Source organism: Ralstonia mannitolilytica, assembly GCF_905397375.1.
In the GTDB taxonomy this organism is placed as follows: Bacteria; Pseudomonadota; Gammaproteobacteria; order Burkholderiales; family Burkholderiaceae; genus Ralstonia; species Ralstonia mannitolilytica.
The window spans coordinates 716949-729682 of sequence record NZ_CAJPVG010000001.1 but is presented as its reverse complement, the minus strand read 5'-3'; the positions used below and the strand labels follow the sequence as shown (position 1 = coordinate 729682).

General features: G+C 67.1%; 13 protein-coding genes. 6 read left to right on the top strand and 7 right to left on the bottom strand.

What is annotated here, in order from left to right; translation table 11 throughout:
- Positions 1 to 50: 50 nt before the first annotated feature.
- Positions 51 to 476: a MarR family winged helix-turn-helix transcriptional regulator gene (locus KHN96_RS03175; protein ID WP_045219020.1), complete on the bottom strand. Its 426-nt coding sequence runs from the start codon at positions 474 to 476 to the stop codon at positions 51 to 53.
- A 215-nt stretch (positions 477 to 691) separates the two neighbouring features.
- Between KHN96_RS03175 and KHN96_RS03170 the strand changes: the two genes are divergently transcribed.
- The 6 genes from KHN96_RS03170 (at position 692) to KHN96_RS03145 (ending at position 6286) form a co-directional block, all read left to right on the top strand.
- Positions 692 to 1225 (top strand): hypothetical protein, encoded by a 534-nt coding sequence (locus KHN96_RS03170; RefSeq protein ID WP_181817441.1) that lies wholly within the window; start codon positions 692 to 694, stop codon positions 1223 to 1225.
- A gap of 5 nt (positions 1226 to 1230) precedes the next feature.
- Positions 1231 to 1719, top strand: coding sequence for a hypothetical protein (locus tag KHN96_RS03165; protein WP_226947021.1), 489 nt, complete (start codon positions 1231 to 1233; stop codon positions 1717 to 1719).
- 112 nt (positions 1720 to 1831) lie between these two features.
- Positions 1832 to 2116, top strand: coding sequence for a hypothetical protein (locus KHN96_RS03160; protein WP_045219027.1), 285 nt, complete (start codon positions 1832 to 1834; stop codon positions 2114 to 2116).
- Complete coding sequence (locus KHN96_RS03155; RefSeq protein ID WP_045219029.1) at positions 2113 to 2379, top strand: hypothetical protein; 267 nt, start codon at positions 2113 to 2115, stop codon at positions 2377 to 2379. The genes KHN96_RS03160 and KHN96_RS03155 overlap by 4 nt, the downstream gene beginning before the upstream one ends.
- Positions 2380 to 2386: 7 nt before the next feature.
- Entirely contained in the window at positions 2387 to 4006 is a 1620-nt protein-coding gene (locus tag KHN96_RS03150; RefSeq protein WP_062738563.1) for a PepSY-associated TM helix domain-containing protein, read from the top strand.
- A gap of 108 nt (positions 4007 to 4114) precedes the next feature.
- Positions 4115 to 6286 (top strand): TonB-dependent siderophore receptor, encoded by a 2172-nt coding sequence (locus tag KHN96_RS03145; protein ID WP_181817440.1) that lies wholly within the window; start codon positions 4115 to 4117, stop codon positions 6284 to 6286.
- A gap of 84 nt (positions 6287 to 6370) precedes the next feature.
- On the opposite strand, the gene KHN96_RS03140 is transcribed toward KHN96_RS03145, so the two are convergent.
- The 6 genes from KHN96_RS03140 to KHN96_RS03115 form a co-directional block, all read right to left on the bottom strand.
- Positions 6371 to 7303 (bottom strand): amidohydrolase family protein, encoded by a 933-nt coding sequence (locus KHN96_RS03140; protein ID WP_062738565.1) that lies wholly within the window; start codon positions 7301 to 7303, stop codon positions 6371 to 6373.
- Positions 7304 to 7305: 2 nt separating this feature from the next.
- Positions 7306 to 8631: an MFS transporter gene (locus KHN96_RS03135; RefSeq protein ID WP_045219034.1), complete on the bottom strand. Its 1326-nt coding sequence runs from the start codon at positions 8629 to 8631 to the stop codon at positions 7306 to 7308.
- Between the two features lie 85 nt (positions 8632 to 8716).
- The gene (locus KHN96_RS03130; RefSeq protein ID WP_045220340.1) at positions 8717 to 10087 is read right to left on the bottom strand and encodes an MFS transporter; all 1371 of its coding nucleotides are present in this window, start codon (positions 10085 to 10087) and stop codon (positions 8717 to 8719) included.
- 50 nt (positions 10088 to 10137) lie between these two features.
- Positions 10138 to 11085, bottom strand: coding sequence for an SMP-30/gluconolactonase/LRE family protein (locus tag KHN96_RS03125; RefSeq protein WP_373271730.1), 948 nt, complete (start codon positions 11083 to 11085; stop codon positions 10138 to 10140).
- On the bottom strand, positions 11085 to 12032 hold the full coding sequence (locus KHN96_RS03120; protein WP_062738566.1) for an NAD(P)-dependent oxidoreductase: 948 nt from the start codon (positions 12030 to 12032) through the stop codon (positions 11085 to 11087). Before KHN96_RS03120 ends, KHN96_RS03125 begins: the two co-directional genes overlap by 1 nt.
- Positions 12032 to 12730, bottom strand: a complete 699-nt coding sequence (locus KHN96_RS03115; protein WP_062738567.1) for an RraA family protein — start codon at positions 12728 to 12730, stop codon at positions 12032 to 12034. The genes KHN96_RS03120 and KHN96_RS03115 overlap by 1 nt, the downstream gene beginning before the upstream one ends.
- Between the last annotated feature and the right edge of the window lie 4 nt (positions 12731 to 12734).

The following is a 12734-nucleotide window of genomic DNA, read 5'->3' as shown; positions in this document are numbered from 1 at the left end:
GCATATGCACAGTTTTACCGCAAAAAAATGCGCCGTTGCCTGGCGCGGGTTCAAGCCGTGGTGAGTGCAAACAGGGCCTCGCGAAGCGCCCTGGCCCGGTCAACCCCGAACTTGTCGTCAATCTCCTGCTGCGCCGCCCGCCAGTGTGCCTCGGCGGCCTTGAGCAGCGCCCGCCCCCGCGACGTCAGGTGCAAGGCCGTAGCACGTCCTGTGGACGCCGGCTTCTGCACAAGCAAGCCATCGCGCTGCATCGGTTGCAGCGCGCGCACGAGGGTGGTCCGGTCCATCACCAGGGCTTCCGCCACCGAGGCCATCGTCGGTTCACCGGCGGCGGTGGCAATGGCCACCAGCACCGAAAACTGCGATGACGTCAGCCCGACCTCGCCCAGATGGCGGTCATAAAGCTGCGTGACATAACGCGCCGCCTGGCGGATGGCGAGCGCGGTGCACTTGGGGGTTCCGGGTGGCTGCGACATGGGCTGCAGTTTATCAGTGCATATGCACATGTCAAGCGGTTTCCTGCCGCGGACGATCGATTCAATCCGGCAGCGAGACCCCGTGCGCAGCTGCCACGCGCTGCGATCACGCATCCGCTCAACTCAAAACAATTGTGAGAAACCGCGCGGCATCGCCGTTTGCGGGCCGCCGTGTCCTTTAGAATGCGCCGTGTTGCAGATTTGGAAGCCCTCACATGCGCACACCTCGGTTCGCATCTGCCCGGCTGCTGGGCAGCGCGCTCGCCCTCGGCACGTTGACACTCAGCGGCTGCAGTTCACTGATGTCGGAGGGCACCACGGCCGCCGCCGGCGTCACCGGTGCGGCCATCGCCACCAAGGTGACCGACAACGCCGCCGTTGCCACCGGCATCGGCCTGGGCGTGCAGGCGGGGGCGCGGGCGGCGCTGCAGCATACGCAGCGCGTCGTGCATGCCGAGACCCAGGACCTGATCGCACAGGTGGCCGGCAGCTTGCCGGACAACACGGTCGGCACCTGGCAGGTCAAGCACCGCCTCCCGCTCGAGCCGAACGAGCAGGGGCGTGTGGTCGTCACGCGGTCGATCAGCGGGCCGCTCGTCCACTGCAAGGAAATCCTCTTCACGGTCGACACGGCCGATGGCAAGGCCACGCAGGTCGACTTCTTCATTGCCTCCATCTGCAACGACGGCAAGCAATGGAAATGGGCCACGGCGGAACCGGCCACCGCGCGCTGGGGTTCGCTGCAATGAGCGGCATGCGCTGGCTCCTGGCGGCCGGTGCCGCGTTCCTGGCCGGCTGCTCGTCGGTCGGCCCGCTCACCGGCGCTGCCGCGGGCATCGCTTCCGGCACGGTGACAGCCAACCCGGCGGTGGCCTATGGCGTGGCAGTGTCCGTCAACGCCGCCACCGATGCCTCCATCAAATATGCGACACGCAAATGGGCCGCGAGCGAGCAGGACGCGCTGGCCACCGCAGTGGGCCGCTTGAGCGACAGCACGCCGTCGCTGAACTGGTCCCTCGAACGGATGATGGGCGTGACCAAAGCGCACGGCCAGGTCGTGCTCGTGCGGACCTTCACCACGCCGCTGGCCACCTGCCGCGAAGCCATCCTCACCGTGCAGGAAGCCGGCGCGCCGAAGACCGCCCCGGGCGCCGGATACACCATCTACGCCTGCCAGAACGGCAACGCATGGCAATGGGCCAATGCGGAGCCGGCCGTACCGCGCTGGGGCAACCTCCACTGACATCCGGCTCGGCGGACGGCATCGCGCCGTCCTTACAACGAGCAGGGGTAGCGCTTGCCACTTGCAATGCGAATCATTATCATTTGCGTTCTTAATTCCATTGAAGACTGCCATGCACGGTATTGCCCTCCTGCTTGGGCTGCTGGCGGCGGGCTGCCTCTATGCGGCCGCGCCGAACCAGGTGCTGTTTGCGCCGCCAACGCGCGGGCGCGGGCGGCTGTTGTGCAGCGCCGCCGCTGCGCTGTGCGCCGTGGCCGTCGTGCTGTGGAATGACGTGCTGGGCTGGGCCGGTGCCGTTATCGCGGTGGTGCTCGTCATGACGGGCGCATTGTCGCTGTGGCCGCTGGCAGGCGCCTGGGTGCAGCGCCGGCGCGCCGGCGCCGAGCCGCAGCCATGACGGGCATGGGCACCAAGTGGCTGGCCGGGGCGGTGCTTGGCCTGCCATTGTCCATTGCGCTGTGCACGCTGGCCATCGTCTGGCTGCCGGGCGGATGGGAGAGCGGCGTCATCGGCGCGCTGCTCTTCTGCCTGCCGCTGTGGGCGGTGATCATCAGCCTGAGTGTGCTGTTTCCGACCAGCGCTCGCGCCTGGGCCGTGCTGGCTGCGGCCAACGCGGTGTCGTTCGGCGTGCTATGGCTGCCGCGCCTGATGGTGAGCTGACTCCGCGATGAAACCTGCAACCTTACGCCTGTATCAGACGCTGCATACCTGGGTCGGCCTGATGGCCGGCTGGGCACTGTTCATCGCCTTCTTTGCCGGCGCGCTGACAGTGTTCCATGAAGAACTGCACGCCTGGCAGAACCCGCTGCGGGCCAATCACGCGTCGGCAGCCATCGCACCGGCCGAGGTCGACCGCTTCGTCAACACGCTGGTGCGCACGCACCCGGCGGCGGCGGCCAGCACCTACGTCATCTTTCCCAATGAGGGCGAGCCGGACTTCTCCGCCTACTGGCAGAACAGCAAGGGCGAATGGCAGATGACCACCGGCAGCGGGCTTGCCGCGGGCAAGACGTCGCCGAAAGACCTGTCGATCGAACCGATGAAGGGCGAGCTGGCCAACTTCCTGAACCGGCTGCACTACTCGCTCGGGCTGGAAGAGCCGGGCATGTACTTCATGGGCGTGATCTCGGTGCTGTATTGCGTGGCGCTCATTTCCGGTGTGCTGCTGCATCTGCCGCGCCTGAAGAAGGATCTGCTGGCGGTGCGCCCGGGACGCAATCTCAAGCGCTTCTGGATGGACATGCACAACGTGCTGGGCCTGTTCAGCCTGCCCTTCCATCTGATCTTTGCGATCACGGCGCCGGTGCTGTGCCTGAGCATCCTGCTGATGACGGTGTTCAACACGGTCGCGCTCAACGGCAAGCTGTTCGACGCAGTGCCGCGCGTGACCACGGCAGCCGGCACGGTGACCGCCGCCCACCGCGCCGCGCCGCTGCTGCCCGCCGAGCAACTGCTGGCCCGCGCACGCGAAGCGGCCGGACCGGCCTTTACGGCAAAGTCGATCCACTATCAGCACATTGGCGACGCCAATGCCGTGGCGGAAGTGCGCGGTAGCAGCACACGCGCCGTGGGCGACTACGGCTCGGTGGCGATCCGCGCGGCGGCCGACCAGCCCGACAGCGGCAAGCTCGTCGGCAACCAGACGCCGGACGTGCGCGACACCAACCACGCCATCTACAGCCTCGTCTACGGGCTGCATTTCGGCACCTATGGCGATATCGCCCTGCGCCTGGCCTACCTCGTGATGGGCCTGGCCGGCGCGTTCGTGTTCTATTCCGGCAACCTGCTGTGGATCGAATCGCGGCGCAAGCAACGCCAGGCCGACCAGCCGCGCGTGCACCAACTGCTGGCGCGTGCGACGGTGGGCGTCTGCATCGGCTGCTGCGTGGGCGTGATGGCGACGTTTCCCGCAGCGCTGCTGTGGCCCGGGCAATCGGCTGGCGTGACGTACTACACCGTGTTCTTCGCGGCGATTACGTGGGCGATGCTGCGTCCGCCCGCACGGGGCGCGGTCGAGTTGCTGGGCGCTGCCGCCGTTGCGGCGGTACTCGCCCCCATCACCAATGCCGTCGTGACCGGAGACCACCTGCTGCGCACCATCGCGCGCGGCGACTGGATGGTCGCCGGTTTCGACATCGGCGCACTGGCGCTGGCGTGCGGCTTTATCGGCCTCGCGCGTGCCACGTTGCGCCGGGGGCGCCACGGTGCGCCCGATTCCGTCTGGGCCATGCCGGCGCGTGAATCGCACGCCCACCGCAGCCTGAGGAGCGTGGCCCGAGAGCCCTGACGCCCTAAAGAAAAACCATCCATCCGCAGAGGCCTCGCGCGTGCCGCCGTCGGCATGCGCGTGGTCACGCACATCCGTATCGACACATTGATCCCGGGGAGCTTGATCATGCGAGCCGCAGCACCACGCCATTCCACCGTCCACCTTCGTGCCACGCCGCTGGCACGGCAGCTTGCGCTGGCATTGAGCGCGATGAGCGCCGGCGCAGCGTTGGCACAACCGAGCACCGCGCAGGTCGAGCTGCCTGCCACGCAGGTGTCGGCGGGCAAATCGGTCGCGTACGGCGCCAAGCAGGCAAGTACCGGCGCGCTGGGCGACAGACCCCTGCTCGACACGCCCTTCTCCATCAACGTCGCCACGCAGGAACTCATCCAGAATCGCCAGGCGCAGACCATCGGGGAGGTGTTCAAGGGCGACCCGTCCGTCACGGCCAACAACGACGGCTACATCGGCGAAGCATCGAACATCACCATCCGCGGGCTGCAGCTCGACCTGCTGGAGGGCTACAAGATCGACGGGCTTGCCGTGCCGAACTGGGGCAGCGATTTCCCGCTCGAACACTTCGAGCGTGTCGAACTGCTCAAGGGCCTGTCCGGTTTCATGTATGGCTTTGGCACGCCGGGCGGCATTGCCAACTTCGTCACGAAGCGGCCAGCCAACACGTTTGGCGGCAGCGCCACATTCGGCTTCACCCGCGGCGGCACGCTGAAGGAATCGATAGACGTGGGCGGCCGCTTCGGGGAGGGCAAGGCGCTGGGCGCGCGTCTGGGCGTGGTGCATGAAGAAGGCGACACCTTTGTCGACGGCGGCCACATCAAGCGCGACTCCGCATCGCTCGCGCTCGATGCGCGCATCACGCCCGATCTGCAATGGTCGTTCGACGGGCTGTACATGCAGCGCAACGTACAGGGCGCGTACTACGGCATCATCCCCGGCCAGGACTTTGGCGTACCCGTGACGGAGTTCGTGCGCACGCCGCGCGCAATTGACGGCAGCCAGCGTGTGGCCTCGCGCGGGTCGTACTACGAAACCGAGATCAAGACCGTCGGCACGGAGCTGAACTGGGCCGCCACGCCCGACTGGAACGTGCGCGCCTCGTACCGCTACGCGCAGCAGAATCGCGGCAACGCCGACAGCGCGATCCAGCTCACCGACAACGCGGGCACGTTCACGGAACTGCAGTACGGCTCGTATCAGCGCTACCAGTACAGCCAGGCGCAGGTGATGGTCAACGGCCGAGTCCGCACCGGTCCGATCGAGCATGAGCTGGTGTTGGGCACGTCATGGCAGAGCCTCACGCAGGCCACCACGGGCTTCGGCGCCACGCTGCTCGGCACGGGCAACCTGTATGACACGTCGGCGTTCGTCTCTTCGGGCGCGACACCGATGCAGGTGCCATCGTCAGACGGCATGTACCGCACGTCGAAGATCAATCAGACCGCCGTGTTTGCGAGCGACACGGTCAAGTTCAACGAGCAGTGGTCGGTCCTCGGTGGCCTGCGCTACACGCGCTTCCGCCAGACCGGCTACAACGCCGACGGCACCACGTCCGCCAAGTACGATCGCGACCCGATCACGCCCACGCTGGCGGTGATGTTCAAGCCCGTGCAGCCCCTGACGCTGTACACGAGCTACGTGGAATCTCTGGAAGCCGGCAACAGCGCGCCCAACACCGCCGCCAATGCGGGCACGGTGTTCGGACCCCTCAAGAGCAAGCAGATGGAAATCGGCGCCAAGGCCGAGCTGCACGACTGGACGTTCGGTGCAGCGCTGTTCCAGGTGCAGCGGGGCCTGGCCTATCTGCGCCCGGACAACGTCTACACGCAAGACGGCGAGACGCGTTATCGCGGGCTGGAACTCAGTGCGCGCGGCAGGCTGGCGCGCGACTGGACGGTGCTCGGTGGCGTGCTCTTCATGGACGCGGAGAACACCCAGGCCGATGCGTCGGTGCAGGGCAAGCGGGCCTACGGCGCGCCACGCTTCAAGGCAACGGCGTACCTCGAATACGCCGTGCCCGCGATGCCGGGGCTGGTGTTGTCTGCGGGAGGGCAGTACGTTGGCAACTCGGCGCTCGAAGCGAACAACAGCAACATCGTGCCGGGGTATCACACGTTTGATGTGGGCGCGCGGTACAGCACCAAGGTCGGCGGCAAGCCGGTGACGTTGCGGTTCAACGTCGACAACCTGACCAACGAGAGGTACTGGCTGCCGAGCTGGGGTTTCATCCTGGTGCAGGGCGCGCCGCGAACGTATCGGGCCAGTGCGACGGTGTACTTCTGAGTGCCGGAAGTTGGCTCGGGCCCGGTGAGGCGCTGGGCTGGCCGCCGAGGCATTGGGGCGCAACGCGGCTGCATGGCGCCAGGGTCAACCAAAGCCATAAAGCCGCGCCGGATTGGAAACAAATACGCGCTCCAGCCAATCGGCGCGCCCGATCCACCGCGCCATCAAGTCCACCAGGGCGGCATCATCGGGCTTGTGTGTCTTCTCGGTCGGATGCGGCCAGTCGGTGCCCCAAAGCATCCGCTCGGGCGCCATGTCGATGAACGCCTTCGCCACGGGTTCCACATCGGCATAGGCGGGCGCGCCGGTCTGCGTGTCCACGTAGGGGCCGGACAGCGTGATCCACGTGTTGCCCTTGTCGACAAGGCGCTGTGCCGTGCGCATGGCGTCCGACTGCAGGCCGCCCGGCTGGGGGATATGCGCGATGTGGTCGATGACGAGGGGGCACGGCAGCGCGCGCAGGTGAGGCTCCAGTTCCGGCAGCTTTGCGCCGGGCACGACGAGTTCGATATGCCAGCCAAGCGTGGCCACGCGCGCTGCCAGCGGGGCCAGCATGTCGACGGTGGTGGCGCCTGGGTAGCTCAGGTTGAAGCGGATCGCGCGGACGCCCGCCGCGTGCATCTGCGCAAGCTGCGCGTCGGTCACCGACGTATCGACGACCGCAACGCCCCGCGCGTTGCCGCCAAACTGCGTGAGCGCGTCGAGCAGGCAGCGGTTGTCGGTGCCGTAGGTGGAAGGCGTGACCACCACATTGCGCTGCACGCCCAGGCGGGCTTGGACGTGACGGTACTGGGCAATGCTGGCGTTGGGCGGCCGCAGCGTGGTGTGGGGCGCGCTGGGGAAGCGGTCGTCGTAGATGTGCATGTGGCAGTCCACGGCGCCGGCGGGCAGCTTGAACGACGGCGCCGCCGAGCCGCTGGACCACACCTCCTCTGCATGGCCGAACGGCGCAGCGGCGGCAGCCAGGGCACCCGCGCCGGTCGCCAGCAGGAAGTGCCTTCGATTGAACGCGGCCATGGTCAGGCGGCCTCCGTCTTGCTCAGCACCTGCGCTTGCCGCCGGTTCCGGCTCAGGAGCAGCAGCGTCGCCACGCTCACAAGCGTCAACACGGCCAGGGGCATCAGCGCGAGTGCGTAGCTGCCGGTCGCCTGCTTGACCCAGCCGTACACATTCACCATGAGGCCGCCGCCGATGAGGTTGGCAATCGCATTGATGGTGGCCAGTCCGGCTGCTGCCGCGCTGTTCGACAGCATGCCCGATGCGAGCGCCCAGAACGGTCCCTTGAACGAATACGCGCCGACGAGCACCGCGCACAGCATCACCATGGTCGGCATGAGCGAGTCGCTGAGCGACGTGCCGAACAGGCCCAGGCCGATCAGCAGCATGGGGATGGCCGTGTGCCAGCGACGTTCTTTCCGGCGATCGGAACTGCGACCCCAGAGAACCATCAGGACCGATGCCAGCGCGTACGGCACCGAGTTCAGCAGCCCGGTCTGCATGACGGTCAGCCCGAACGACTTCAGCAGTTGCGGCTGCCACACCGAGAGCGTGCTGCCGGCCGCCGACGCGCACACATCCACCAGCGCGAGGCAGAGCACGTAGCGATTGCAGAACAGCTTGACCAGCGGCATCTGCGCCACCTTCTTCGGCCCACGTGCTTCGCCGGCCAGCGTGCTCGTCAGCCACTGGCGTTCTTCGTCGGACAGCCACTTCGCTTCTTCGGGCCGGTTCGTCAGCACGCGCAGGCACGCAAAGCCGAGCAGCACGGTGGGAATCCCTTCGAGAATGAACAGCCAGTGCCAGCCACGCAACCCGGCCACGCCGTCCATCTGCAGCAACGCGGCCGAGATGGGCGAGCCGATGAAGCTCGCTGCCGGAATTGCCACCATGAAAATCGCCACGATGCGCGCGCGGTGCGTGGCCGGAATCCAGTACGACAGATACAGCAGCACGCCGGGAAAGAAACCCGCCTCGGCCGCGCCGAGCAGAAAGCGCAGCGTGTAGAACGACGCGGGGCCACTGACCAGCGCGGTGGCGGCCGAGACCAGGCCCCACGTGATCATGATCCGCGCGATCCAGATGCGCGCGCCGTAGCGCTGCAGCGCCAGGTTGCTCGGCACCTCGAAGAAGAAGTACGACACGAAGAACAGGCTGCTGCCGAACCCGAACACCCGGGCCGTGAGCCCGAGGTCATGGTTCATCTGCAGCGAGGCCATGCCCACGTTGCCGCGATCAATGAAGGCCAGCAGGTAGCAGACCATGAGGAATGGCACGAGCCGCCAGACCACCTTGCGCAGGGTCCGCTGCTCGAGATCGGTGACACCGGTACTGCCCGTCACTTGCATGTGTGTCTCCTGGCGCCGTCGTGGATTTTGCGGCGCTGTCGATATGGGGTGTTCAGAAACAAGGGTAGGTACTGCGATGGGGCCGTCAATGGGCGGCCGCTTCCCCGGCATCTGCGCCCGGGTCGCCCAGCCAGGCGATGGCCAGCGCACCGATGAGCAGCACCGCAGACACCGCCATGAGCGGCGCCGTGAAGCCGTGGGAAAACTGCTTGATCGCGCCGATCATCGACGGCCCGACAAAGCCGCCGAGATTGCCCACCGATACGATCAGCGCCAGACCGCCCGCCGCCGCACGGCCCGTCAGGAAGCTCGACGGGATGGCCCAGTACGTGGCCTGGAATGCCAGGATGCCGCTCACCGTCACGCACAGGGCGACCAGCTTCAGCGCGGGTGCGTGCAACACCGTGCTGGCCGCCAGCGCCGCCGCCGCCACGACAAGCGCGCCGGCCACGTAAGGAATGCGGTTCTGCGCGCGGTTCGCCACACGCGCCCACCACAGCATGACCACAGCGCCCATTGCGTACGGAGTCGCCGTCAGCCACCCGACCACGGTGTGCTCGACGCCGAACTGCTTGATGATCTGCGGCATCCACAGGCCCACGCCGATGGAGCCGACGATGCCGCAGAAGTTGATGAACGCCAGCACGAAGACGCGCCAGTTCGTCATCGCATCGCGCAGGGTCGCGCCATGCTTGCTGGCGATGTCGCGCTGCTCCAGCGCGAGACGGCGTGCGAGGACGGCCTTCTCATCGTCGGTGAGCCATTTCGCCTTTTCCGGCCGATCCGCCAGCACGAACAGGCACGCGATACCGAGCAGCACGGCTGGCAACCCTTCGATCAGCAGCAGCCACTGCCAGCTGCGCAGGCCATGCAGGCCGCCGAGCTGCAGCAACGCACCGGAAATCGGCGAGCCGATCATGTTGGCCACCGGAATGCCCACCAGGAACGCCGCGGTCACCTTGGCGCGCCACTTGCCCGGAAACCAGTGCGTGAAATACAGGTAAATGCCGGGCGTGAAGCCCGCCTCGGCCAGCCCCAGGAGGAAGCGCGCGGCCGCAAAGCTCTTGGGTCCGACTACAAACGCCGTCGCCATCGAGAAGATGCCCCACGTGATCATGATCCGCGCGATCCAGACGCGCGCGCCCACCTTCTGCATGATGAGGTTGCTGGGAATCTCGAACAGGAAATACCCGATGAAGAACAGCCCCGCCCCGAACCCGAACTGCTCGGCGGTCAGGCCGATGTCCTGGTTCATGGTGAGCGCCGCAAAGCCCACGTTGGTGCGATCGAGATAGCTGATCACATAGCAGGCGAAGATGAAGGGCAGGATGCGCCGAAACGCCTTGGCCAGCGTGCGCTCGCTCGCCTGGTAGTGGGCATCCGGCAGGGTGGCCGCGACATGCGCACTCGCGTCTGTTGGCGGCGTGGCTGCACTCAAGGTCTGGGATAGTTGCATGGTCTCCTCCATCGCGCCTCTGTGGGCGCTCCGGGTTGCGTATCGATGCGCTAGGCTGGAGCCCTCGCGCGGTGCGGCAGCGGGCCGGCGATGTCCATCTCGGTCATGAGCACCGTGCCGGATATCGATTCCGTCATGAACAGCGTCTTCATCCCGGGCCCGCCAAAGCACAGGTTGGTCAGCGAGGCACCTTCGGGGCTCGTCACAATCACCTCCGGCTCCGCGCGATGGTTCAGCACCCACGCGCGGCCCAGGCCGGGGTTGGCCACGAACAGCCTGCCCGACGTGTCGATCGCCAGGCCATCCGGGCCGCTTGGGCCATACGACGAAAAGAACTGCCCCACCTTGCTGACCGAGCCGTCGGCCTGCAGCGGCACCCGCCACACGCAATTGCCGCGCGTCATGGCCACGTAGAGCACCTTCTCGTCCGGTGAGAGCACCAGCCCGTTGGGGCTGGGGCAGTTGTCCAGCAGCATGTCGAGCTTGCCCTCCGGCGAGAGCCGATAGACACGCCCCGTCGGATCGTGCAGCCCGGTCTGGCCCTGATCCGTGAAGTACAGGTTGCCGCGCGAATCGAACGTCAGGTCATTCACGCCCTTGAAGCGCTCTGAGTTGCGCCGCTCCAGGTACGGCACGACTACGCCACGCCGGATGTCGAGCAGCATCAGCCCGTTGCGGTAGTCGGTGATGAGCAGGTGCGCGTCGTCGAACCGCTTCATGCCGTTCGGCTCGCCGTCGTATTCGACGACAAGCTCCCATTCGCCCGCAGGCGAGATGCGGAAGATGCGGCCATGCGGGATGTCGGTCACGTACAGATGGCCGCGTCCTTGGCCATCGGGGCTCCACACCGGCCCTTCGAGGAAGGCGTCGGTGGGTTGGCCACCGCGGTTGGCGCGCGCCCACTCGGTCTGCACGTCGGGCCTGCGGAACGTGTCCGGCATGCGCGTAAAGACTTCCGCTTCACGCACGACAGCTGGCGAGAGCATGTACATGGCCATCACGCGGCAGTACGCGCGCGCTCCTCGATCACCGCGAGCACGTTGGCCGCCGCGCCCTTGCCCATGTTCACGTAGGCCGCATCGCTCACGCCGCCGATGTGCGGCGACAGGATGACGTTGCCGATGCCCTGGAACGGGTGCGGCGTCGTCATCGGCTCCACCTCGAAGCTGTCGAGCCCGGCCGCGCTCAGCTGGCCGCTGGCAAGTGCCTCGGCCAGCGCCGCCTCGTCGATGAGGCCGCCGCGCGCGGTGTTGACGAGAATCGCACCCGGCTTGAAGCGCTTGAGCGTGTCGCGGTTCAGCATCCTGCGGTTCTCGGCCGTCAGCGGGCAGTGCAGCGAGACCACGTCCGACTGCGCGTAGAGCGTGTCGAGGCTGACCAGCTGCACGCCGGCCGGTGCCTCCTTGGCATACGGATCGAACGCAAGCACCTTCATGCCGAACGCCAGCCCGATGGCGGCCGTGCGCCGTCCGATCGCGCCCAGGCCGACAAGGCCCAGCGTGCGGCCATCCAGCTCGACCGACTTGTGCGTCGCCTTGTCCCAATGTCCGGCGCGCATGCGCGCGTCGAGTTGCGGAACGGCCTTGGCGCACGCCAGGATGAGCGCCCACGCATGCTCGGCCACCGCCGCCGCATTGGCGCCGACCGCGGCGCGCACGGCGATGCCGCGCGCGGCAGCAGCCTCCTGGTCGATAACGTCGATGCCGCTGCCGTGCTTGGAGATGACCTGCAGGTTGCCGGCCGCATCCATGATGCGCGCATTGACCTTGCCGTAGCGCACGATGATCGCCACCGGCTTGTGCCGCCCGCACAGCGCGACGATGTCGTCTTCGGTCGGCTGCTTGCCGGCAAACACGACCTCGAAGTCGGCCAGCATGTCGAGCGCCTGCGGCGCCAGGTCGGCCGCCGTCACCAGGACGACAGGCTTGTGTACAGTCGCGCCCATCACAGTGCCTCGCCTTCGGCCAGCATGCCCACGGCGCGCAGTTCCTTCTCCAGCCAGCCTGGGCGCGTGTCGCCCTTGCGGATGGCGGCAATGCGGGCGGTTTCGGCATCGACCTTCTTCTGCGCCAGCACGAGAATGCGCTCGACATCGTCACGCGGGATGACGACCACGCCGTCCGCATCGCCGACGACGAGGTCGCCCGCATGCACGGTCGCGCCCGCCACGGATACCGGCAGGTTCACGCGCCCCGCCACGCTCTTGGTCGGGCCGCACGGGTTGAGGCCGGCAGAGAAGACCGGAAACGCGCCGGTCGCCAGCTCGTGCGAATCCCGCACCGCGCCGTCGATCACAAAGCCCGCAATGCCGGTGGCATGCGCCTGCGTGGCCATGATCTCGCCGATGAGCGCGCAGCTCTGGTCACCCTTGCCGTCCACCACGATCACGTCGCCGGGCTTGGCAACGGCCAGCGCCGCGTGGATGGCGAGGTTGTCGCCGGGCCGGACTTCCACTGTGACGGCGGGGCCGGCCAACTTCATCGTCGGCGACAGTGGCTTGACCCGGCCGTTCAGCGTGCCACGACGGCCTGCCACGTCGGCCAGGATGGCGGCCTGAAAGCGGGCAGCCGCCTCCACCAGGGCTGGAGAAACGCGCTCGATGTCGCGCACGATGGTGGAAGTGGAATGCAAAGGGGTACTCATGAAA

Coding starts and splice junctions, on each gene's coding strand:
- KHN96_RS03175 (WP_045219020.1), bottom strand. CDS start 476: ATGTCGCAGCCACCCGGAACCCCCAAGTGCACCGCGCTCGCCATCCGC.
- KHN96_RS03170 (WP_181817441.1), top strand. CDS start 692: ATGCGCACACCTCGGTTCGCATCTGCCCGGCTGCTGGGCAGCGCGCTC.
- KHN96_RS03135 (WP_045219034.1), bottom strand. CDS start 8,631: ATGCAAGTGACGGGCAGTACCGGTGTCACCGATCTCGAGCAGCGGACC.
- KHN96_RS03140 (WP_062738565.1), bottom strand. CDS start 7,303: ATGGCCGCGTTCAATCGAAGGCACTTCCTGCTGGCGACCGGCGCGGGT.
- KHN96_RS03155 (WP_045219029.1), top strand. CDS start 2,113: ATGACGGGCATGGGCACCAAGTGGCTGGCCGGGGCGGTGCTTGGCCTG.
- KHN96_RS03125 (WP_373271730.1), bottom strand. CDS start 11,085: ATGGCCATGTACATGCTCTCGCCAGCTGTCGTGCGTGAAGCGGAAGTC.
- KHN96_RS03150 (WP_062738563.1), top strand. CDS start 2,387: ATGAAACCTGCAACCTTACGCCTGTATCAGACGCTGCATACCTGGGTC.
- KHN96_RS03165 (WP_226947021.1), top strand. CDS start 1,231: ATGCGCTGGCTCCTGGCGGCCGGTGCCGCGTTCCTGGCCGGCTGCTCG.
- KHN96_RS03115 (WP_062738567.1), bottom strand. CDS start 12,730: ATGAGTACCCCTTTGCATTCCACTTCCACCATCGTGCGCGACATCGAG.
- KHN96_RS03145 (WP_181817440.1), top strand. CDS start 4,115: ATGCGAGCCGCAGCACCACGCCATTCCACCGTCCACCTTCGTGCCACG.
- KHN96_RS03130 (WP_045220340.1), bottom strand. CDS start 10,087: ATGCAACTATCCCAGACCTTGAGTGCAGCCACGCCGCCAACAGACGCG.
- KHN96_RS03120 (WP_062738566.1), bottom strand. CDS start 12,032: ATGGGCGCGACTGTACACAAGCCTGTCGTCCTGGTGACGGCGGCCGAC.
- KHN96_RS03160 (WP_045219027.1), top strand. CDS start 1,832: ATGCACGGTATTGCCCTCCTGCTTGGGCTGCTGGCGGCGGGCTGCCTC.